Origin of the sequence: Dactylosporangium sp. NPDC049742, from assembly GCF_040674675.1 — a bacterium.
GTDB classification, from domain to species: Bacteria; Actinomycetota; Actinomycetes; order Mycobacteriales; family Micromonosporaceae; genus Dactylosporangium; species Dactylosporangium maewongense.
The window spans coordinates 15,831-37,735 of the sequence record NZ_JBFANF010000021.1; the positions used below are offsets into that span (position 1 = coordinate 15,831).

17 protein-coding genes are annotated in these 21,905 nt (G+C 72.7%); 8 read left to right on the forward strand and 9 right to left on the reverse strand.

The window, feature by feature from the left end; all coding sequences use genetic code 11:
- Nucleotides 1-3 precede the first annotated feature (3 nt).
- The 5 genes from AB0J72_RS24995 to AB0J72_RS25015 form a co-directional block, all read right to left on the reverse strand.
- On the reverse strand, nt 4-867 hold the full coding sequence (locus AB0J72_RS24995) for an ABC transporter ATP-binding protein (RefSeq protein ID WP_363402536.1): 864 nt from the start codon (nt 865-867) through the stop codon (nt 4-6).
- On the reverse strand, nt 864-1,775 hold the full coding sequence (locus AB0J72_RS25000; RefSeq protein WP_363402538.1) for an ABC transporter permease: 912 nt from the start codon (nt 1,773-1,775) through the stop codon (nt 864-866). The genes AB0J72_RS24995 and AB0J72_RS25000 overlap by 4 nt, the downstream gene beginning before the upstream one ends.
- A complete protein-coding gene (locus AB0J72_RS25005; RefSeq protein WP_363402540.1) occupies nt 1,775-2,785 on the reverse strand; it encodes an ABC transporter permease in 1,011 nt (336 codons plus the stop codon). Before AB0J72_RS25005 ends, AB0J72_RS25000 begins: the two co-directional genes overlap by 1 nt.
- The gene (locus tag AB0J72_RS25010; protein ID WP_363402542.1) at nt 2,782-3,579 is read right to left on the reverse strand and encodes an ABC transporter ATP-binding protein; all 798 of its coding nucleotides are present in this window, start codon (nt 3,577-3,579) and stop codon (nt 2,782-2,784) included. Before AB0J72_RS25010 ends, AB0J72_RS25005 begins: the two co-directional genes overlap by 4 nt.
- A 133-nt stretch (nt 3,580-3,712) precedes the next feature.
- Complete coding sequence (locus AB0J72_RS25015; RefSeq protein ID WP_363402544.1) at nt 3,713-5,287, reverse strand: ABC transporter substrate-binding protein; 1,575 nt, start codon at nt 5,285-5,287, stop codon at nt 3,713-3,715.
- 218 nt (nt 5,288-5,505) lie between these two features.
- On the opposite strand from AB0J72_RS25015, the gene AB0J72_RS25020 reads away from it, so the two are divergent.
- Nucleotides 5,506-6,975, forward strand: a complete 1,470-nt coding sequence (locus AB0J72_RS25020) for an aldehyde dehydrogenase family protein (protein WP_363402546.1) — start codon at nt 5,506-5,508, stop codon at nt 6,973-6,975.
- 62 nt (nt 6,976-7,037) lie between these two features.
- Nucleotides 7,038-8,276, forward strand: coding sequence for a glycosyltransferase 87 family protein (locus tag AB0J72_RS25025; RefSeq protein WP_363402548.1), 1,239 nt, complete (start codon nt 7,038-7,040; stop codon nt 8,274-8,276).
- Between the two features lie 554 nt (nt 8,277-8,830).
- On the opposite strand, the gene AB0J72_RS25030 is transcribed toward AB0J72_RS25025, so the two are convergent.
- The 3 genes from AB0J72_RS25030 to AB0J72_RS25040 form a co-directional block, all read right to left on the reverse strand.
- Nucleotides 8,831-11,182 carry an Hsp70 family protein gene (locus AB0J72_RS25030; RefSeq protein ID WP_363402550.1) on the reverse strand — a complete coding sequence of 784 codons (2,352 nt, stop codon included), beginning with the start codon at nt 11,180-11,182 and terminating at the stop codon, nt 8,831-8,833.
- 154 nt (nt 11,183-11,336) lie between these two features.
- On the reverse strand, nt 11,337-12,245 hold the full coding sequence (locus AB0J72_RS25035; RefSeq protein WP_363402552.1) for a LysR family transcriptional regulator: 909 nt from the start codon (nt 12,243-12,245) through the stop codon (nt 11,337-11,339).
- Between the two features lie 101 nt (nt 12,246-12,346).
- The gene (locus tag AB0J72_RS25040) at nt 12,347-13,369 is read right to left on the reverse strand and encodes a putative sulfate exporter family transporter (protein WP_363402554.1); all 1,023 of its coding nucleotides are present in this window, start codon (nt 13,367-13,369) and stop codon (nt 12,347-12,349) included.
- 155 nt (nt 13,370-13,524) lie between these two features.
- On the opposite strand from AB0J72_RS25040, the gene AB0J72_RS25045 reads away from it, so the two are divergent.
- The 6 genes from AB0J72_RS25045 to AB0J72_RS25070 all read left to right on the forward strand — a co-directional run bounded on the left by AB0J72_RS25045 (nt 13,525) and on the right by AB0J72_RS25070 (nt 18,842).
- Nucleotides 13,525-14,976 carry an alpha-amylase family protein gene (locus AB0J72_RS25045; RefSeq protein WP_363402556.1) on the forward strand — a complete coding sequence of 484 codons (1,452 nt, stop codon included), beginning with the start codon at nt 13,525-13,527 and terminating at the stop codon, nt 14,974-14,976.
- A gap of 87 nt (nt 14,977-15,063) precedes the next feature.
- Nucleotides 15,064-15,522, forward strand: coding sequence for a hypothetical protein (locus tag AB0J72_RS25050; RefSeq protein WP_363402558.1), 459 nt, complete (start codon nt 15,064-15,066; stop codon nt 15,520-15,522).
- A 52-nt stretch (nt 15,523-15,574) separates the two neighbouring features.
- Entirely contained in the window at nt 15,575-16,375 is an 801-nt protein-coding gene (locus AB0J72_RS25055; RefSeq protein WP_363402560.1) for a hypothetical protein, read from the forward strand.
- Between the two features lie 114 nt (nt 16,376-16,489).
- Nucleotides 16,490-17,005: a DUF6817 domain-containing protein gene (locus AB0J72_RS25060; protein WP_363402562.1), complete on the forward strand. Its 516-nt coding sequence runs from the start codon at nt 16,490-16,492 to the stop codon at nt 17,003-17,005.
- 69 nt (nt 17,006-17,074) lie between these two features.
- Nucleotides 17,075-17,602 (forward strand): SigE family RNA polymerase sigma factor, encoded by a 528-nt coding sequence (locus AB0J72_RS25065; RefSeq protein WP_363402564.1) that lies wholly within the window; start codon nt 17,075-17,077, stop codon nt 17,600-17,602.
- A complete protein-coding gene (locus AB0J72_RS25070) occupies nt 17,586-18,842 on the forward strand; it encodes a hypothetical protein (protein WP_363402566.1) in 1,257 nt (418 codons plus the stop codon). The genes AB0J72_RS25065 and AB0J72_RS25070 overlap by 17 nt, the downstream gene beginning before the upstream one ends.
- Before the next feature lie 49 nt (nt 18,843-18,891).
- On the opposite strand, the gene AB0J72_RS25075 is transcribed toward AB0J72_RS25070, so the two are convergent.
- Nucleotides 18,892-21,846, reverse strand: coding sequence for a fibronectin type III domain-containing protein (locus tag AB0J72_RS25075; protein ID WP_363402568.1), 2,955 nt, complete (start codon nt 21,844-21,846; stop codon nt 18,892-18,894).
- Nucleotides 21,847-21,905 lie beyond the last annotated feature (59 nt).

The window sequence follows — 21,905 nt, forward strand, 5'->3', positions numbered from 1 at the left end:
GGCTCAGGACCGGTCCCTTCGTTTCACGACCTTGGTGAGCTTCTGGTTGGCGACGAGCCCCTGCGTCACCGGATGCCGCGGCGCGGTCATGATCTCCTCGACGGTGCCGGTCTCCACGATCCGGCCCAGGCTCATCACGACGATCCGGTCGGCCAGCCGGCGCGCGACGCGCAGGTCGTGGGTGATCACCACGAGGGTGTTCGTCCGCTTCAGGACGCCGAACAGCTCGATGACCTCCTTCTGCGTGGTCGGGTCCAGCGCGGTCGTCGGCTCGTCGGCGACGATCACGGCGGGCCGGTTGACCAGTGCGAGGGCCACCATCACGCGCTGGCGCATACCGCCGGACAGCTCGTGGGCGTAGCGCCGCATCGCCGCGTCCGGGTCGAGCTCGGCCGCGGTCAGGGCCTCCCGGGTCCGCGCCACGATCTCGTCCTTGCCGGTGGTGCCGTGGGCCTTGAGGACGTCGGCGAAGATCTTGTCCAGGCGACGCACCGGGTTCAGCGCGGAGGTCGGGTCCTGGAAGATCATCGTCACGGTGGAGCCGCGCAGCGAACGCAGCGTCTTGTCGTCGGCCTCGAACAGCGACGTACCGGCGACACGCACCGAACCGCCGGTGACCCGGCCGCCGGGGCCGAGCATGCCGAGCAGCGCCTGGCCGATGGTGCTCTTGCCGGCGCCCGAGGTGCCCACGACGCACACGCACTCGCCGCGCCCGATCTGCAGGTCGACCGGCCCGATCCGCACCCCGTGCCCGCGGTCCGGGTCGCCGAGCTCGACGGTCAGCTGCGACACGTCGACCACCAGCTGCGTCGCCCCGGCCGTACCGGTCGTCCCGGCGGTCTTGGTCGTGTTGGTCGTCTCGGTCATCGCGTTCCCCGATCTGCCGGTCCGGTCGCGTCCAGTTCTGCGGCCTCGGCCGGTGCGAGCAGCTCCGTCATATTGGCCGCCGTGCCCGACCGGGACGCCGCCGCGGCCAGCCGGTCGGCCAGCATGTTCACGAAGACCAGGAGCACAACCAGCGCCAGCGCCGAGCTCAGCGCGATCCACGGGTCGCGGTTGAGGTACTGCTGCCCGTCGGCCAGCATGTTGCCCCAGGACGAGGTCTCCAGCGACGGCCCGATGCCGAGCAGGGACAGCGCCGCGGCCGCGCCGAGCACGTCGCCGAACACGAACGCGCTGACGACCGCGACCCGGATGAGCAGCGCCGGGACCAGGTGCTCCCGGATGACCCGCAGCCCGTTGCCCCACACGAGGTTGCTGTAGACGACGTACTCCTGCTCGCGCAGCTGCAGCGTCTCGCCGTGCACGACCCGGGCGACCAGCGGCCACAGCGCGATGCCGAGCACCAGCGCGATCTGCAGGGTGCCCCGGCCCAGCACGCCGATCAGGACGACCGCCATCACGACGAACGGGAACGCCACCTCGAAGTCGACCAGCCGGAGGATCGCCCGCGCCCACCAGCGCCCGTACCAGCCGGACGTGACCCCGACGAGCGTGCCGACGACCGCGGCGATCAGCGTGGCGAGCAGCGCGACCTCGACCGACCAGGGCAGCCCGTGCAGCAGCTCCTGGAGGTTGTCCCGGCCGGCGCCGTCGGTGCCCAGCCAGTGCTGCGCGCTCGGACCCTGCAGCCGGCTGCGGATGTCCTGCTCGGCGTGCCCGGCCCCGTGCTTCCACACGGTGAGACCGAGGATGAGCAGGCTGATCAGCCAGTACAGCGAGCTCTTCACGCCGCGCGGCAGCAGCCGCCAGGTCCGGGTGCCTGCGGTGGCCATCAGCCGTTCCTCCTCAGCCGGGGATCGGCGATCCGGTACAGCACGTCCGACACCGCGGTGACGGCGAAGACGACCAGGCCGATGAGGGTGACACCGGCGGCCAGCGACGGGAAGTCCGCGTTCTGCACGCTGACGACCAGCAGCTGACCGAGGCCGTTGATGCCGAAGAGCTGCTCGACGATCACCGCGCCGGACAGCAGCAGCGTGAACTGCGTGCCCGCGGTCGCGATCAGCGGCACCAGCACGTTGGGCAGCACGTACTTGGTGCGGATCGTCGCGGGCGACAACCCGTACGCGGTCGCGGTGTGCACCAGCTCCGAGGACCAGACCTGCCGCGCGGCGCTCTGCACGACCCGGGCCAGGCGCGGCGCCGCCAGCCAGGCGAGGCTGATGCTCGGCAGGATCCACGAGTCGGCCCGGTCGAACCCGATCGCCGGGAGCACCTGCAGCTTGATGGCGAACACGGTGATCAGCAGCAGCGCGATGATGTAGTACTGGATGCCCTGGGTGGCCAGCACGATACCGCTGACGACCTTGCGCAGCGGGCGGCGGCGACCGGCGGCGGATCCGGTGCCGCCACCGATGTAGATGCCGATCGGCGTGGCGACCACGACGTTGATGACCGTCGCGATCACGCACAGCAGGAGCGTCGTGCCGAGCCGGCCGGCGGCGAGGTCCAGCGCGGGGACCCGCTCGGTGATCGAGTTGCCGAAGTCGAACAGCAGGAACTGCCGCAGGAAGTTGAGGTACTGGACGATCAGCGGGCTGTCGAGCCCGTAGATCACGCGGATCTGGGCGACGTCCTCGGGGGTCGCCTCGGGTCCGGCCAGGATGACGGCCGGGTCGCCCTGGACCCGGGCCAGGAAGAACAGCACGGTGACGAGCAGGACCAGGAACCCGACCAGCTCGATCACCCGCACCCCGAGCCGCAGCGCGATGCGGCGGGCCACGGGGTCCTTGGGGTCCTGCGGCGGGGCGGCCGCGGGCCGCGTGGAGAGCTGCTGGGTCATCGGGCCGCCGCCGTGGTGAGTTCGGGGCCCGAGCCGTCCCACTCGTCGAGGTACCGGCTCGCGGCGATGAGCATGGCGGTGTGCGGGTGCTGCGGGTCGTCCAGGACCGACTCGGCCGAGCCGGACTCGACGACCCGGCCGTCCTGCATCACGTGGACGTCGTCGGCGAGCTGGGCGATGACCGACATGCTGTGCGAGACGATCAGGATGGCCAGCCCGACCTCTGCGTGCAGCTCCTCGAGGAGGCCGAGGATCTCCGCGGTGGTCACGTTGTCCAGGGCGGTGACCGGCTCGTCGGCGACGAGGATGGCCGGGCGCACCGACAGCGCCCGGGCGATGGCGACGCGCTGGCGCTCGCCGCCGGACAGCTCACGGGGCAACGAGTGCAGCTTGCTGGTGGGCAGCCGCACCCGGTCGAGCATCTCGCCGACGCGGCGGGCGATGTCGTCCTTGCTCATCGGCTCGCTGCCGCGCTGCCGGGACCGGGCCCGCAGCGGCTCGGCGATCGAGTCCGCCACCGACCAGCGCGGGTCGAGGCTGGCGTAGGGGTTCTGCATGACGACCTGGATGCGGTTGCGCAGCGCGAGGGCCGTCTTCGCCGACACGGTCGACAGGTCGGTGCCGGCGATCTCGACGACGCCGCTGGTCGGCTTGGTCAGGCCCAGGAGGGCCCGCAACACCGTCGACTTGCCTGCGCCCGACTCGCCGATGAGCCCGACGATGCGGCCCCGCGGGATGTCGATGCTGACGTCGCGGGCGGCGTGCACCAGCCGGGCGCCGCGACGATAGGTCACACTCAGTGCCCGCACGGCGGCGGCTGATTGTCCCGTACTGATTCCGGTATCGGCCATTCGTTTCGTCCTTCTGATCAGGTGCCGGCACCGTCTTGCCTGGTGCCGGCACCATGGAACGAGTCGGGAAGATCAGCTACTTGAAATACACTGTCTCCCAGGAAGTGTTCGTCGAGCTGTCGATTGTGTAACCGGCCACACCGCTGCTGTAGGCGATGACTTTGAGGCCGTTGTTGAAGAACAATGCCGGCGGGTTGTCGTGGATCGCCTTGGCGAGTGCCTTGAGCGTTTCCGCCCGCTCCGGGGTGCCCACGGTCTGAGTCAGGGCCTTGCTGATCAGGTCCGCCTGGGTCTGGTCGCACCACGAGCCGGGCTTGCGCAGGCAGCTGTTGAAGGAGTAGGCCTTCGTCGCGTCCTGGGTCGGCGCCGTGAGGTAGGCCGTGGTGAACATGTCGGCCGGCCACTGCCCCTTGAGCAGGTAGCTGGTCATGTTCGCGGTGGTCTCCTGCTTCATGGTCAGCTTGATCCCGACCTTGGCGAGGTCGCTCTGCGCCTGGGCCAGGAAGTCCTTGTCGCCGGCGAAGGCGCCGAGGGAGTAGACGCCGGTGAGCTCGAAGCCGTTCGGGTATCCGGCCTGGGTGAGCAGGTCCTTCGCCTTGGCCTGGTCGTACGGGTACGGCTGCAGGCCGTCGTCGTGACCGGTGGTGCCCGGGGCGGTGCCCTGGCTGGCCACGGTGGTCAGGCCCTGGAACACCGACTTGATGACCGCGTCCTTGTCGACGGCGTAGTTGATCGCCTGGCGGACCAGCGGGTTGTCCAGCGGCTTCGAGCCGCCCGTGGACGCGATGAACTGCAGCAGGAAGACGGCCTGGTTCTTCAGCGGGAAGACCGTGAAGTTCTTGGCCTTGACGTTGTCGATCTGGTCGAGGTCCAGCAGGGTGTTGATGTCGGCCGCGTTGGACAGGATCGCGTTGGTCCGCGCCGTCTGGTCCGCGACCTGCTTGATCTGCAGGTTGCCGATGATCGGCTTCCGCCACGACGTCGGGTTGGCCTTCATCGCGATCTCGGTGGTGCTGATCGACGTGACCGTGTAGGGACCGGTACCGATCGGGGCCTTCGCGAAGCCGTCCATCCCGACCTCGGCGAGGTACTTCGGCGGCACGATGTACAGCGCCGCGATCTCCTGCGGCAGCACCCCGTCGGGCTTGGCGGTGGTGATGTTGACGGTGGCGGCGTCGACCTTGGTCGCCCCGGACACCGTCGGGTTGTACAGCTTGGCGACGCTGCCGGTGCCGGCGGCGCCGAGCAGGGTGGTCACGGTCGCCACGACCGCGTCGGCGTCGACCGGCTCACCGTTGGAGAACTTCACGTCGGTGCGTAACGAGAACTGCCAGGTGGTGTCGTTGACGCGGTTCCAGGACTTGGCGAGCCACGGCACGGGCGTGCCCGTGTTGTCGACCCGGGTGAGCGCGTCGAAGATCGCCGAGGTGGACTCGGCCCGTGGGGGCGACGCCGCCTGGAACGGCTGTCCGAGGAACTGCGAGATCGAGGGCACGACGACGCGCAGCGTGGCCGCGGCGTTCTTGGCCTCGTCGGGCTTGCCGGAGGAGGCGGCCGAGGGGTCGGAGCTGGAAGAGGTTCCGCCGCAGGCGGCCAGGGTGGTGGTCAGGGCCAGAATCGAGCAGGTCAGAGCCGTCCTCAAACGGGTCACCGGGTCTCCTTCACGTTAGCGAGAGATGGTCGCGACCGGGCTATGACGCGGAGCAGTGCCTCCTCGCGCACGCGACCGATCCCACCCGTGGCGTCGCTGCGGAAGCTGAGTACAGACACTACGCTCATGTACCGGAGTACACTATCAGAGTTAACTGACTCGTAATAAGAGCCGGTCAGGACCTTTTCCGAAGCGGCGGAAGACACCAGGAGTTGTGTGTGGAAACCTACGTGAATCACCTCTACGTCACAGGTCGCCGCGAAAGCGCCCACAGCGGTGCACGGCTGGGCATCACCAACCCGGCCACCGAGGAAGAATTCGGATCAATCGCCGACGCCGACGACACCGACGTCGACGTCGCGGTGCGCGCCGCCCGCACCGCCCTGACCTCCGACGCCTGGCGCAGCCTGACCGCCGCGGCCCGTGCCGACCTGCTCCACAACCTGGCCACGGTGCTGGACCGGCGCGCGGACGAGTTCGTCGAGGCGCTCCTGCCGCAGAACGGGTTCCCCGTCACCATGCAGCGCCTGCACGTCATGGGCGCCGCCAACCTCTACCGCTACTACGCCGACGTCGTCCGCACCTACGAGTTCGAGGAACTGCGCACCTACCGCGGCTCGAACACCATCGTGCGGAAGGAACCGGTCGGGGTCGCCGGCCTGATCGCGCCCTGGAACGGCCCCCAGCCCCTGGCCGCGTTCAAGATCGCGCCGGCGCTGGCTGCCGGCTGCACCGTGGTGCTCAAGCCCGCACCGCAGACCAGCCTCGACGCGTTCCTGCTCGCCGACGCTGTCGCCGAGGCCGGCTTCCCGCCCGGCGTCTTCAACGTCATCACCGGCGGCGCGGCCACGGGCGCCGCGCTCGTCGCCCACCCCGGCGTCCGCAAGGTCGCCTTCACCGGCTCCACGGCGGCCGGCCGCGCGATCGCCCAGGCCTGCGCCGCGGACTTCAAGCCGGTCACCCTCGAGCTCGGCGGCAAGTCGGCCGCCATCCTGCTCGAGGACGCCGACATGGAGCTCTTCGCGGCCAAGGCCGCACGGCTGTGCGCGCCGGAGACCGGCCAGGTCTGCTTCTCCCACACCCGCGTGCTGGCGCCCCGCGCGCGGTACGACGAGACGGTCCAGGCCGTCACCGCCGCGCTGGCCGCCACCGTCACCGGCGACCCGCGCAAGGAGGACACGACCATGGGCCCGCTCATCTCACAGGCCCAGCGCGAACGCGTCGAGCAGTACATCGCGCTCGGCCGGGAACAGGGCGGCCGGGTCGTGCTCGGCGGCGGGCGGCCCACCGGCCTGGACCGCGGCTACTACCTCGAGCCGACCGTCTTCGACCAGGTCGACAACAACATGCGGATCGCCCGGGACGAGATCTTCGGCCCGGTCGTCGCGGTCATCCCCTACGGCAGCGAGGCCGAGGCGATCGCCATCGCCAACGACTCCGACTACGGCCTCGCCGGCTGCGTCTTCAGCCAGGACGTCGAGCACGCCCTGCAGGTCGCCCGGAAGATCGAGACCGGTTCCATCGGCGTCAACATGTACGGCACCTCGCACGCCGCCCCGTTCGGCGGGGTGAAGGCCAGCGGCATGGGCCGCGAGCTCGGCCCGGAAGGACTGACCGCCTACCTCGCCTACAAGGCGATCTACGGCGCCCCGGACGACGCCGCGCTGGCCCCGGCCGCCCTCGCCTGATCGAACGGCTCCCAGTCGAACGGCTGAGGCCGGCCAGAAGCACCGGCGGCTACCGTGACCGCATGCGGCAGCGGGTGGCGTACGTCGTTGCCGGCGCCACCCTCCTCGCCGCCGTGCTCGTCAGCGCCACGCTGACCGGCTGGAACGACCTGTTCGACCTGCGGGTGTACCGCGGCGCCGTCAGCTTCTGGCTGGCCGGCGGGGATCTGTACGCGTACCTGCTGCCCGGCAGCCCGTACGGGTTCACCTACCCGCCGGCCGCCGCGATCCTCATGGCGCCGCTCGCCGTCGCGCCCTGGCCGGTCGCCGTCGCCGCGAGCTTCGTGGTGAGCGCCGCCGCGCTGACCGGGGTGCTGTCCTGGCTGGTCGGCCCCCTCACCGCCCGCACCGGCTGGCCGCCCGGCGCGGTGCTGCTCTGCGCGACCGCCGGCGCCGCCATGCTCGACCCCGTCCGCGCGGTGTTCTCGTTCGGCCAGGTGAACCTGGTGCTGCTCGGGCTCGTCGCCGCCGACCTCGGGCTGCTCGTCGCGCGGCGGCACCGCCTCGCCGGGATCGGCATCGGGCTGGCGGCCGCGGTCAAACTCGTCCCGCTGGTGTTCGTGCTGTACCTGCTGGCAACCCGGCGATACCGGGCGGCCGCCACGGCCGCGGCCACGTTCGGTGCGACCGGCGCCCTGACCGCCGCCGCCGCGCCGGACGCCTCCCGGCGCTACTGGCTCGGCGCCCTCTTCGAGCTCGGCCGGGTCGGCGAACCCGGGTTCGTGCTCAACCAGTCGCTGTACGGCGCCCTGGTGCGGCTGCTGCCGGACGCGTCGGCCGTGCCGGCGTGGGCGGCCCTGTCGGCAATGCTCGCCGCCGCCTGGTGGTGGGCGGTGCGCCGCACCGGCGACGTGCGGCTCGGGCTCGCGCTCACCGGTGCGCTCGGCTGCCTGTGCAGCCCGATCAGCTGGAGCCATCACCTGGTGTGGCTCATCCCCGCGCTCGTGGTGCTGGCCGACACGGGTGCGGTCGCCGTCGCGGGCGGGGCGTGGGCGGTCCTGTCCAGCCGGCTCATCTGGACCACCGAGGGCGACCGGCCAATCGTGGCCGCGATCGTCGGCAACGTCTACGTCCTGGCGAGCCTGGCACTGTTCGCAGCGCTGCTACGCACGGCAACCGAGACCGGCGACGCCCCACACCCTGCGCCGCTCAAGACCGGCGACGGCGCCCCGGACCCAGCGGCAGCCAAGACCGGCGACGGCACCCAGGGGGCGACGGCGCCCTTGACGGCGGCGGCGCCCCGAGCTCAACGGCAGCCTTGACCGACGGCGACACCTAATCCCTCGCCTGGTACTGATCGAGTCCGGCGCGATGTCCGTCGACGCGGCATCTTCTGCGCCCTGCTCATCGCCGGCGGCGTGGTCACCTGCCTCGCGGCGGACGCGCCCGGCGGCGCCACCGACAAACTCCACTGAGAAGGCCGAGGCGCCGAAGCTCACCGTCGGCCCCGAAGCCACCGCGGGCAGCACCAAACGTCCGGAAGATCCGCCGGCCTCGGACAAGCCCGGCCAGCAGACGACTCCCGCAGGCAAGGTGGTGAACGGCGGGGCACCCCCAAGGCACGCAGACCACGGCGGCGGCCGCGGCACCGAAGAACCCCGGCACGGGTGGCGGCCGCTACCCGCTTGCCGACGGCAACTTTCCCGTCCGCCTCACCATGGAACCCAACGTCATCTCGCGCGCCGAGCGACATCAGGCCACGTGGCCGCACTTCACCGGCCTGCCCAGCGGCGACCGGGCGCCCCGCGTCCGACGGCGGCGCCCCGCACCCGGCGGCGACCGGGCGCCCCCGGGCCCGGCGGCGGTCGGCGTTCGCTCAGCGACCGACGGCGCCGCCCAGTTTGCCGCCGCTGACCTGTTCGATCGCGGCGGTCACGCGGCGCGCCGGCATCCCGGCGGCGTCGAGGTCCGCGAACACGAACGCGGTCCCGCTGAACAGGATCCGGCGGTGCGCGGACGCCGGGCTGTGCAGCTCGCTGCGGTCGGCCGGCACGATCACGACCGAACGGTGCCGGTTGGCCCCGACCCGCTGCACGGTGACGGAGTGCACGTCCGACCAGCGGTACGCGTCCGTCTCGATCGCCACCCCCGCACCGGCGGCCGACGGCGGCGCCTGCCGGAGCTGGGCGAGCCAGCGGTGGCGGATTCCGGCGATCCGGCGGAGCTTGAGCAGGCCGTGGGCCAGGCCGGCGAGTCCGGCCAGGAACGGCAGGATGAGCAGCCAGCCCTCGTCGCCGTCCTCGAACCAGTACTCGACGAAGCAGACGGACCCGATGGCCAGCGCGAGCGACGGCACGATCCAGCCGAACGCCTTGAGCCGCAGGTCGGGGCCGGGGTCGCGCTCGAGCAGCCGCAGGCCGGTGCCGTCGACGTGCAGCTGGCTGCGCCGCAGCAGCCCGCCCACCGCCGATGCCGCCGCCATGAGCATCAGGCAGCCGGGCAGGCACAGGAAGATCAGTGCGCTGGCCGCCTCTGCCTCACCGTAGAACGAGGTCGTGTAGGAGTACGAGCTGTAGTAGGTGTTCGCCTCGTCGGCGGCGAGCGTGATGCCCAGGAGGTAGGCGGCGATACCGATCACGGTCAGCACCACGGCCTGCACCGCGGTCCCGGCCGGCATCGTGATGAACTCGGTCGGGCGGCTGCCGCCCTGCTGCGGCACCGACGGCACACCTGGGTAGCCCGTGCCGAGTCCCGGCTGCGGCGGGTACGGGCCGGCCGGCCACTCCGCCGATGTCTGAAGCGCCCCGCTCACCGGCGAGTCCATCCCGACGGGCGCCGACACCGGCGCGTTCGGCCCGCTGACCGGCGCTACCGCCGGCGACCCGGGCGACGTGAACGGCGCGCTGAACGACCCGCTGACCGGCGCGGCGAACGGCCCGCTGACCGGCACCGAGACCGCGGGCGACACCGGGCCGGCGGCCGGTGAAGCAGGCGCGGCCGGCGCTCCGTGCGGGAACCCCTGCGGGGCCGGTGCGGCAGCGGGCGAGGCGGGCGCCGCCGGCGTCTCGGCCGGGGTGACGGGTGCGGCGGGCTGGGTGAACGGCGGCGACACCGGTCCGGCGGCCGTGGCGAACGCCGGTGCCGGCAGGTGCGCCACCGACCGCAGCGCCCCCTCGGCCACGACCAGCTCCGGCTGGTCGAGCACCGTCGGTGCGATCCCCGTCGCCTGATGCAGCATGGTGGCGATCAACGGCATCCGAGTGCCACCGCCGACCAGGAACACCGCGCCGACCTGCTCCGGCGCGACCCGCGCCTCCCGCATGCACTGCGTGGTGATCCGGATCGTGTCGGCGAGCCGCGGCCTGGCCAGCTCCTCGAACTGCTCGCGGGTGACGAGGACGTCCTGGTCGACCAGCGGCACGAGCAGCGCCGCCGAGGACTGGGCGGACAGCGCCTCCTTGACCTCCGACGCGTCCTGCCACAGCGTCCGGAACGCCCGGCTCTCCGCGGTCGTGCTCGGGTTGCGCAGCCGCTGCCACTCGTCCGGGGCGGTGCGGCCGGCGATGTCCCCGACGATCGACAGCACGATCTCGTCCAGGTCCAGGCCGCCGAAGTCGTCGAGGCCGCGGAACGACAGCGGCTCGAACGTCTCCGGGCCGCGCCGCACCACCGACACGTCGAACGTGCCCGCGCCCAGGTCGTAGACCACCAGGCAGCCACCCTGGGGCAGCTCACGGCCGAGCACGGTCGCGAAATACGTCGCCGCGGCCGTCGGCTCCGGCAGCAGCGTCACCTCGGGCAGGCCGGCGTGCCGGGCGGCGTCGAGCAGCACGGACTGGCGGGCGGGGCCCCACTCGACCGGGCACGTGATGACGACCTTCGCCGGCGGCTCCGACAGGGCCCGCACGGCCTCCTGCCAGACCCGGCCGAGGGTCGCGCCGACGAGCGTCACGATCGGCACCGACTGCTCGCCGAGCAGCAGCTCCAGGTCGTCGACGCGGCGCTTCGGGTTCGGCTCATAGGCCTGCGGGACCAGCCGCGCCTTGCGCTGCGCCGCCCGGCCCGTCAGCAGCCGGCCGTCGTCGTCGACGCAGACGGCGGAGGGCAGCAGCGGGGAGCTGTCGAACAGCAGCGGCCGCACCCGGCCGTCCGGCCAGGACAACATGGCCACGGTGTTGGAGGTGCCGTAGTCGATGGCCAGCCATGACTGTGCTTGCGGGTACGCCACGGGGCAGAGCTTAAGGGAGCCCTACGACGATTTCGGGACGGAAGATCACGACGTCCGGACGGTTTCGTCGGCCGAACGACCCATCGTTTTCAGTCAGTGCACGTCACGGCCGGGCGTACTTCCGGCGCGCGAATTTGGGTGCTCGTCGCGGCGTTCACCGCGCCGCGATGTCGAGCAGTTCCGCCGCCACGGCGGTCGGGGTGCGGCCGAGCCACAAGGCGTGCAGCGGACGCGACAGGTGCAGGCCCGCCACCCGGAGCTCGACCAGGTCGCCGGCGGCGACGGCAGCCGCGGCGGCACGGGCGCTGATCACGCCGATGCCGCCGCCCGCGCGGACCGTGGCGAGGATCGTCGTGGTCGAGCCGAGGCTGATGGCGTGCGGCAGTACCGGCGGGAAACCGAGCGCATGTTCGAGCGCGTTCAGGAAGGTGTCGCGGGTGCCGGAGCCCGGTTCCCGCAGCAGGAGCGGCTGGTCGGCGAGGTCGCTGGGCCGCAGCTCGCGCCAGGCGTGCGCGGCGAGCGGATAGCTGGCGGCGACGACCAGGGCGAGCCGGTCCTCACCGACGGCGCGGGAGCCGAGGTCCGCGGGGATGTCGGGCGACTCGACGAAGCCGAGGTCGGCCACGCCGCGGCGGACGGCCTCGACGACGCCCTGGCTGTTCGCCACGCCGGCGGCGATGTCGAGGCCGGGGTGGGTGCGGCGCAGGCTCAACAGCCAGCCCGGCAGCAGGTGCTCGGCCACGGTGAGGCTCGCCGACAGGCGCAGCCGGGCCTGCCGGTCGGCGCGCAGAGTCAGCACGCCGTCGGCGAGGGCGTGCGCGGCGTCGATGACGCCGTGCGACCAGGCGACGACCGCCTCACCGGCGGGGGTGAGCAGGCTACCCCGGCGGGAGCGCACCAGCAGGGACACGCCGAGGCGGCGTTCCAGCTTCGCCAGCCGCGCGCTCGCGCTGGGCTGGGTGATCCCGTGCGCCTGCGCCGCGCGCCCGACACTGCCGGTCTCGGCGACGGAGATCAGGAGGTCGAGCGCCGGCAGGTCGTTCATCCAGGGCGGCAGTGGCATCGTGCGCAGTCTGTCACAGCCGCCCTCCGGCCGGTCCCTCATCCGGTGAGGCCGGCCCGTCATCCGGTGAGCCCGGTCCGTCATCCGGTGAGGCCGGTCCGTCATCCGGCGAGCAGGTGCTGCAGCCCGAGGCTGGTCGCGCTGACCGCGACCCAGAGGATGAGGCCGAGCAGCAGCGGCCGGACGCCGGCCCGGCGCATGGCCGCCACGTCGGCGGACAGGCCCACCCCGGCGAGGGCGATCGCGATGCACAGCAGCGCCAGCCGGTGCAGCGCCTCCTGCCCCCCGGCCGGGACCAGGCCGCCGGTGTTCAGCGCGGCCACGCCGAGAAACGCGATCAGGAACCACGGAACGAGGGAGGCCGCCAGACGCGCCTTCGACGTCCGAACTGGCTCCTCACGGCGGCGGGTCCAGGCGGTCACGGCGAGCACCACCGGAATGATCATCAGCGTCCGGGCCAGCTTGACGACGACCGCGTACCGGTCGGCGTCACCTCCGAAGGCGCCCGCGGCGGCCACCACCGAGCTGGTGTCGTTGACCGCCGTGCCCGCGAACAGCCCGAACGCGTGCGGGCTCAGGCCGAGCGCGTGGCCGAGCGGCGGGAAGACCAGCACGGCGGCGACGTTGAACACGAAGATCGTCGAGATGGCGTACGCCACGTCGCCGCCCTTCGCCCGCAGCGCGGGGGTGGTGGCCGCGATGGCGGAGGCGCCGCAGATGCCCGTGCCGACACCGATCAGCGTGCGCAGGTCGCCGGACACCCCGAGCCGCCGGCCGGCCAGCCAGGCCAGCAGCAGGCACACCGCCAGGGTGCCGAGCATGACCGGCAGCGACCCCGCGCCGACGTGCAGCACCTCGCCGAGGGACAGCTGAGCACCCAGCAACACGACGGACAGTTGCAGGACCGGTCCCCTGGCCAGGTCCAGCCCCGGCCGCAGCAGGTCGTACCGACGCCGGACCAACGGACTCAGCAGCACCCCGGCAACGACGGCGAAGACCGGAGCGCCCAGCACGGGGACCCACGTGCCGAGCGCAGCCGCGGCCGAGCCGAGCACGACGGCCGCACCGAGCCCGGCGGCATGGACCGGCAGGTGACGCCCACGAGCCTCAGCAAGAACGATCACCAACTCAGGCTCCGCCCCGGCGGAACGCCCCGGTAGCGGCCGACCTGGAACCACGGTCATAGGCATCGCCTATGACCTCTCCCGCGTCGAGGTTGCCGACGGTAGCCACGGTCATCGATACTTAGGGTTCCGCCGCCTTGTCATTGGAGCACCCCATGCCGAGCTGCCGGCCCCTGGCTGCCGTCCTGTCCGCCGTTGCGCTCGCGACGCTGACCACCACCGTGGCGACCGTCGCGACACCGTCCCAGGCCGCCACCGCCGGGCCGAAGACCGTCATCGCCAACCTGTTCGAGTGGAACTGGACCTCGGTCGCGTCCGAGTGCACGTCGTTCCTCGGGCCGCGCGGCTACGGCTACGTCCAGGTCTCCCCACCGCAGGAGCACGTGCGGGGCCAGGAGTGGTGGGTCGCGTACCAGCCGGTCAGCTACCGCATCGAGTCGCGCAAGGGCACCCGGGCGCAGTTCCAGTCGATGGTCAGCACCTGCCACGCGGCCGGGGTCAAGGTGATCGTCGACGCGGTCGTGAACCACATGGCCAACACCGACAAGAGCGGCCCGGGCTGGGCCGGTTCCGCCTGGACGCACTACGACTACCCCGGCACGTACCAGACGCAGGACTTCCATCACTGCGGCCGTAACGGCAACGACGACATCGTCAACTACAACGACCGCTACGAGGTGCAAAACTGCGAGCTGGCGAACCTGGCCGACCTCGACACCGGCGCCACCTACGTGCGCGACCGGCTCGCCGGCTACCTCAACGACCTGCTGTCGCTGGGCGTCGACGGCTTCCGGATGGACGCCAGCAAGCACATGCCCGCCGCCGACATCGCCGCGCTGAAGGCCAGGCTGTCCCGGTCCGTGTACATGGTGCAGGAGGTCATCTACGGCGCGGGCGAGCCGATCACCCCGCAGGAGTACACCGGCAACGGCGACGTGCACGAGTTCCGGTACGGCAAGGACCTCGCCCGGGTGTTCCGCAGCGAGCGGCTCGCGTACCTGACCAACTTCGGCGAGGGCTGGGGGTACATCCCGGGCAACGTCGCCAACGTGTTCGTCGACAACCACGACACCCAGCGGGACGTCCCCGGCACCCTGACCTACCGCGACAACGGCATCTACGCCCTGGCCAACGCGTTCATGCTGGCGTGGCCGTACGGCTCCCCCACGGTGATGTCCAGCTACGAGTTCACCGACCGCAACCAGGGCCCGCCGTCGGACGCGTCCGGGCGCACCAACAACAGCACCTGCTTCACCGGCGGCTGGCGCTGCGAGCACCGCTGGCAGGTCATCGCCAACATGGTCGCCTTCCGCAACGCGGTCGCCGGCGCCGCCGTCGTCAACTGGTACGACAACGGCTTCCAGCACATCGCGTTCGGCCGCGGCAGCGCCGGCTACATCACCATCAACGACGAGGACTTCGCGGTCACCGGCCGCTCGTACCGCACGAACATGCCCGCCGGCCGCTACTGCGACGTCATCCACGGCGAGAAGACCGGCACCACCTGCACCGGCCCGGTCATCACCGTCGACGCGACCGGCTGGTTCCGCACGGACGTCGCCGCCCACGACGCGGTAGCCATCCACACCGGCGCCCGCATCTCCTGACCTCCTGTCCGCCCGGGCAGCGCCCAGGGGCACGCTCGCTGCGCGGCCGGTGGATGAAATGCACCGCGGTGCCGGTACCTTGCGCGCGTGGACCTTGAAAGAGACGGCGAACCGCGGCCGGTCGAGTTCGTCGGTGCGGGCCGGCCCGGCGTGCCGATGCCGTTCACGACGCTCGCCCGGCCGCCGGAGCCTGTCGAGCGGCGCCGGTCGTGGCCGTGGTTCGTGCTGGCCGGGTTCCTGGTGGCGGGGCTGGTCGCGGCGCTGTACGTCACCACCGGCACGGCGGCGCCGAAGCCCGCGGCCGTGGCGAGCGCCGCCGCGAGCCTCCCGTCGCCGAAGAGCTCGGCACAGGTGAAGGCGGACCTCATCAACGAGGCGCTCGCCGCGCAGGGCCGGGCGCTGCTGGCCGGCGACCTCGACGCCTACCTCACCGCGGCCGACCCGCCGCTGCACGGTGAGTTCACCCAGCGGTTCCGTTCGTTGCGGGCGCTCGGGATCGCGGCGTGGACGGCGAAGGTGTCGAAGATGCCGCTGGGACCCCGATGACCGATGGCCCGTCACCGTCACGGTCGGCTACTGTCTCGGCGCCGCCGACTGCGTGCCGGTCGAGCTGGTCCTGCCGAGCACGTGGACGGTCCGTGACGGGCGGGCGGTCGCGACCTCGTTCCAGCGGACGGTGCTGCCGTGGGACCTGACGCCGCTGCACGCCGTCGCCGGGAGCCGGGCGATCGTGGCCGCACCCGTCGGCACGGCCGTCGGGGAGCTCCACCGTACCCTCGCCGCCGCCGAGAAGGCAGCGGCGGTTGCCGACCGTTTCGCCCGGTGGGGTCCGGCGCCGAAACGCCATGTCGTCTACCTCGCCGGCCCGCAGGAGTGGCGCGCCTGGTGGAACGGTGAGGACCCGGACTATGACGGCTCCGCCCACGGCTCCTACGGGGTGGCGATCCGCGCCGGCGGCGACCCGGACGGCCTGCCGCAGCTGCTGATCCACGAGTTCACGCATGTGGTGAGCATCGGCGACGAGTTCGGCGGCGGCAGGTACTGGTGGCTGGAGGAAGGGCTCGCCGAGTACGCCTCGGACGGCGACGGCAGCATGACCCGGGACCGGCTGCCGTCGGTGCGCCGGTACGTGCGGGCCGGTCGTTGGAACGGCTCGATCACGCTGGGTGGCATGCCGGCCCGCACGTCCGACGACGACCAGCTGGCCCGCTACGGCATCGCCCTGCTCGCGGTCACGTGCCTGGTGCAGCGGTTCGGCGAGGACCGGACGATCGACTTCTTCGCCGCGGTCGTCCGCGAGTGGTCGGACCCGGAGACGGCCGCACCGAAGGTGCTCGGCACCGAATGGGCGCCGGTCGCGACCGGCTGCGCCACCACGGTCCGCAACAGGACACGATGACCCGCCGACAGCGTTCCTTACAGCGCCTGCTCGGATGTGACGAACCAGCCAGCCTGACGGCCTATCGACGCAGCCGAATGATTCTAGGGTCGTGGCATGAGTGCCGAGCAGGACATGCGGGCGTGGCTGCGGCAACGTGGGGCCGAGGCGATCGATCATCCGGGCGGCACCCTCTACGCCCACCTGTCGCGGGTTCATGACCGCCTCGGCAGGCTGGGTTCGGGCGCCGAAGTGCGGCTGGCCGGCCTGGCGCACGCGGTGTACGGCACGGACGGCTTCGATCTCAGGCTGCTCGACCCAGCCGACCGCGCCACGCTGCGCTATCTCATCGGCGAGGCGGCGGAGCGGCTGGTCTACCTGTACGGCGCGTGCGATCGCGGCCGAACCTGGCGGCAACTACCCGACACCGGCAAGGTCTGGAACCGCTTCACGAACGAGGCCGAGTCCCTGGACCCCGTCCTGCTGCGACCTTTCGCCGACCTGAGCATCGTCAACGAGCTGGACGTCGTCGAGCAGGACCCGGCAGTGGCGGAGCAGTACGGCGCCGACTTCCGCTCGCTGTTCACCTCGTGGGCCCACGTCGCGTCCGCACAGGTCATGGCCGAAGCCAGGCAGGTTCTGGGCTTCTGACCGGAATTCCTGGAGGCCCGGTAAACCGGATGCCCGCCCGCCGTTGACCTAACTGGTAGGGAGGTGTCCATGCCGAGAGAACCTGTGCCACCGCCAGGGTTCGACGACTACTTCGCCGCGCGCCGTGATGCCGTGCGCCGGACCGCGTTCCTGCTGTGCGGCGACTGGCACTGGGCCGACGATCTGACCCAGGCCGCGTTCATGCGCCTGGCGGTGAGCTGGGGCCGCGTCCAGGACCACGGTGCATTGGACGCGTTCGTCCGCACATGCCTGCTGCGGGCGTACCTGTCCGAGACCCGCCGTGCCTGGCGGCGCCGCGAGCTGACGCACGCCGAGGTCCCCGACCAGCCGGCCGGACCCGACGACGCCGAGCGGTCCGCGGCGCGGGCGGCGTTCACGGCCGCGCTGGGGCAGCTGCCGCCGCGGCAGCGGGCCGTGCTGGTGTGCCGCTACTACCAGGACCTGTCGGTGGCCGCGACGGCCGAGGCGATGCGGTGCTCCGAGGGGACCGTGAAGAGCCACGCGGCGCGGGCGCTCGCCCGGCTCAAGGAGCTCCTCGGCGACGACGAAGGGGTGCGCCATGACATCTCTGCGTGAACGCTTCGACGACGCGGCCACCACGGCACCGCCGAGCCGGCTGTCGAGCCGGGCGGTGTACGCCGCCGCGTGGCGGCGCCGGCGCGCCCGGCAGCGGTGGGCGGCCGCGGCCGCCGGTGGTCTCACCGCGCTCGTCGTGGCGGCGGTGGTGGCCGTGGCCGGCAACCGGGCGCCGCAGTCCGGTCCGGCCGGCACGGACAGCCCGCCGCCGCCGGCACCCACCACGACCGGCACCACGGCCGTCCCCGCCGTGGGCATACAAGGGCCGATGGCGGGCGAGGGCAAGCATCTGTACGTGCAGTGGGCGCCGTTCCAGTGCGAGAACATGTCGAAGTACGGCTGCCCCGGCCGGCTGCTCGGCTCCGACGACAACGGCGCCACCTGGACCGCGCGGTACAGCGGCATCGTCGACGACATCACCGCGCCCGCGCCCGGCGTGGTCCTGGCCCACTTCGACGGCGAGTCCATCGACGTCAAGCACGTCAGCACCGACGGGGGGCGGACGTGGAAGCTGGTGCGGCCGGTGGGAGGCGCGGTGGGCACGGTGCCGGCCGGCGGCTGGGCGATCTGCACGGACGAGCGCAGGGAGCAGGACTACACCGGCCCGTACCGGTGCGGCCTGCGGGGCGTCGACCCGCGGACCGGCGAGGCCCGGATGCTGGCGAACCAGCCCGGCGTGCGGCCGGACACGGTGCTGTCCACGCCGGTCGGCGCCGGGCTGTGGGTCGGCGGGACGGCCCCGGACGGCCACCTCGGCCTCGCGGTCAGCCACGACGGCGGCCAGACCTGGCGCACGCGCCTGTTCGCCGAGACCGACCCGGCCGACCCGGGCATCGTCTCCGTCGCCACCGTCGACGGCACCAGCGCCTACGCCGTCGTCACGACCGGCCAGCCACGCCGGGTGCTGATGTACCGCACCACCGACGGCGGCCAGACCTGGACGACCGCCGATCCGGAGCACACGGTGCCGTACAAGGACCACGGCCAGGACACCTACCTCGCCGCCGACGGCACCCACGTGATCCGCACGGTCCACGAGAAGCTCGCCGAGTGGTATGCCGGCAAGGACGGCACCTACCGGGCGCCCGCGCCGGTGACCGGCCTCGCCGAACACGACGGGTTCTGGCCGGTCCTGACCGCGGCCCCGGGCCGCTACCTGACCAACGACCTGACGGCGCTGTACACGTCGCCGGACGGGCTGCACTGGACCCGGCTTCCGGTGGCGGTGCCGCCCGGCTGAGGACCCGGCTCCCGACCCGGCCCGGCCGGGCCCCGTGGTCCGGCCGGGTTCACGTCCGCGGGCGGCCGACGGCCGTCAGCGTGGCCCCGGTCAGGACCGAGGCGACGCCGAGCAGCAGCATCCAGGTCAGAGCGAGGCCGGTCACCGGAAGGCCGGCGCCCGCCGCCTGGACCGTCACCGTGAACGCCAGCGTGTGTGTCACGCCCGACCGGTCCACGCCCAGCGCCACCACCGTGTGCTCGCCGCTCGCCAGGCTCGCCGGCACCGTCACCGGCTGGTGCACGTCGCCTTGCGCGTCGGCCACCGCGGTGGCCAGCAGCGCCGGCGCCGAATAGATCGCGATGGTGACCGTCGAGTGCGGGGCGAAGCCGTGACCGACGACGGTGACCTGCTGGCCCGGGGTGGCGGTGGTGATGTCGCCCTGGTCGGTGGTGAGGGTCGCGTCGGGGGCCGGGGTGGTGGCCGGCACGGGTGGCGACGTCGCGGTGACCGCGTTGGTGACCGCCGGCGCCGAGTCGCGGCCGAAGGTGCCCTCCGCGACGATCTTCACGGTGTACGAGGTGCCCGCGACCGCGCCCAGCACACAGCTGGTGTCGGTGGCCTCGGCGTGGCACGTGGCGGGTCCCGGGTCCGCGGTCAGCAGGTAGCCGCCGATGCCGGAGCCGGCCGCGGGCGGGGTCCACTGCACGGTGATCGAGGCGACGCCGCCGGTCGCGGTCGCCGTCGGAGCCTCCGGTGCGGCGCTCGGCGTCGCGGTGACCGGCTGGCTCGGGTCCGAGTCCACGGCTCCCGACGCGTACACCTTGATCGTGTAGGCGGTGGCGTTGGTCAGGTCGTGGATGACGCAGGTGAGGGCCGGCGCGGTGGCCTGGCAGTCCGACGCCGGAGTGCCGGAGCCGGCCGGGTACGCGGCCGCGTGATAGGTGGTCGCGTTCGCGGGCGTGCCGGCGGTCCAGGTGACGGTGACCTGCCCGTCGCCCGCCTCCGCGGTCGTGATGGTGGGGATGCCCGGTGCGGCGACCACGGTGACCGGGGCCGACCCGTCGGACGGGCTGCCCGTGCCGGCGGCGTTCACGGCGGTCACCCGGGCCCGGTAGGCGGCGCCGACGTCCAGACCGCTGACGTCGCACGGGCTCGCGGCGGGGCTGGCGCAGTCGCCGCTGGTGACGGCGGTGTAGGAGCCGCCGTCCTTCGAGAGCTCGACGGTGAAGCGCGTCGCGGGTGCGGCGCCGCTGGTCGGGAAGGTCCACGCGATACGCAGCTTGCGGTTGCCGGCGAGGGCAAGCACCGGCAGGGCGGGCGCCAGCGGGGTGGTGATGGCGGTGATCTCGGCCGATGGAACGGACTGACTGCCTTCCATCGCCGACGCCACGGCGGAGATCTTGAACCGGTACGCCTGGCCGGGGGTCAGCCCGGTGACGGTGCACGGGCTGCTCACCGGCGTGCCGGCGCACGTGCCCGAGCCGGCCGCCGTGTACGGACCGCCGCTGGACACGTACACCTTGAACCCGCTGACGCTGCCGGACGGGCCGGTCCAGGCCACGGTGACGGTGCCCGACCCGGTGACCGTGACAGCGCCCGGCGTCGGCGCCGACGGTGCGGCCACGGCGGTGACGGCGGTCGACGGGTCCGACGCGGCCCCGCTGCCGGCGGCGTTGACCGCCACGATCTTGAACTGGTAACTGCCGCCGCCGGTGAGGCCGGTGACGGTGCAGCCGCTGGTGACGGTGCCGGCCGTGCAGGTGCCGGCGGTGGCCGCGGTGAACGTGCCGCCGCCGAGCGACACCAGCACCTGGAAGTTGGTCGTGGGTCCGCCGGCGGTGGCCGGGTCGGTCCAGGTGACGGTGAGGGTGCCGTCGCCGGTCACGGAGGCCGCGGCGCCGGTGGGGGCGGCCGGCGGGCCGATGGCGGTGACGCTGACCGGGCTCGACGGTGATCCTTCGGCGCCGCTCAGCACGCTGGCGACGGTGAAGTAGTAGACCGTGCCCGGGGTGAGGCCGCCGACCGTGCAGGAGGTGCCGGTGACGCCGGAGCAGCTGCCGGAGGTCACGGCGGCGTACGACCCGCCGCTGCTGAGGCTCTGGTAGACGACGTAGGAGTCGGCGCCGCCGCTGGGCGCGTCCCAGTCGAGCGCGACGTTGCCGGTTCCCGCGGCGACCTCGGCGCTCACGTTGTCCGGCTCGGGCGGGCCGAGGGTGGTGAAGGAGATCGAGCCCGCACCGTAGTTGTCGTCGCTGGCGAAGGTGGACGGCGAGTCCTCCCGGGCGGGGTCGACGTAGCTGCTCCCGCCGCCGCCCGGGCCGCCCTCGGCCGACGGGTTGGCGGTGGCGCCGCCTCCCCCGCCGCCGTAGTAGCCGCCGCCACCGCCGCTGCCGCTCTTCGAGCCGCTCGGGCCGCCGTTGCCGCCGTAGCCGAGGGATCCAGAGCCGCCCGGGGACGCGGCGCCGAACGCCGCGCCGCCCGCGCCACCGGCGCTCTGCGTGCCGCCGCCGCCCGGGAAGGCGAAGCCGCTGCCCGCGGTGTTCGACGCGTAGGCCGGCGACGGGGGCTTGCCGCCGCCACCACCGGGATAGACCGTCCCGCCGCCGCCACCGCCGGCGATCACGGTGCGGTCGCTCAGCCCGCAGGAGTCCGTGGCGGCGCAGGCGCCCTGGCGGATGTCGGAGGCGTCGCCGCCGTCGCCGCCGCCCGGCGCGGACAGGCCGCCGCCGTTGAAGCCGGCGGTGCCGCCGACCATGACCTGGATCTTGTTGCCGAGCCCGGCGGGGGTCGTGATGACGGCGGTGACGGTGCCGCCGCCACCACCCACGCCGCCGCCACCCTGGGAGCCCTTGACCACGACCTGCAGCTTCGTGGTGCCGGCCGGGACGGTGTACGTCTGAACCGCACCGGTGTAGGTGAACGTCGTGGTGGCGGCGTAGGCCGGCGTCGCCGAGACGGCAACGAGACCGCCCGTTCCGAGCGCGGCAGCCAGGACAGCCGCGGCCTGTCGGACGAATTTCATGCACCGCTCCAGACACTTCAGGTAATCGCACAGTAACGCTGTGCAACTATCTGGGAGGC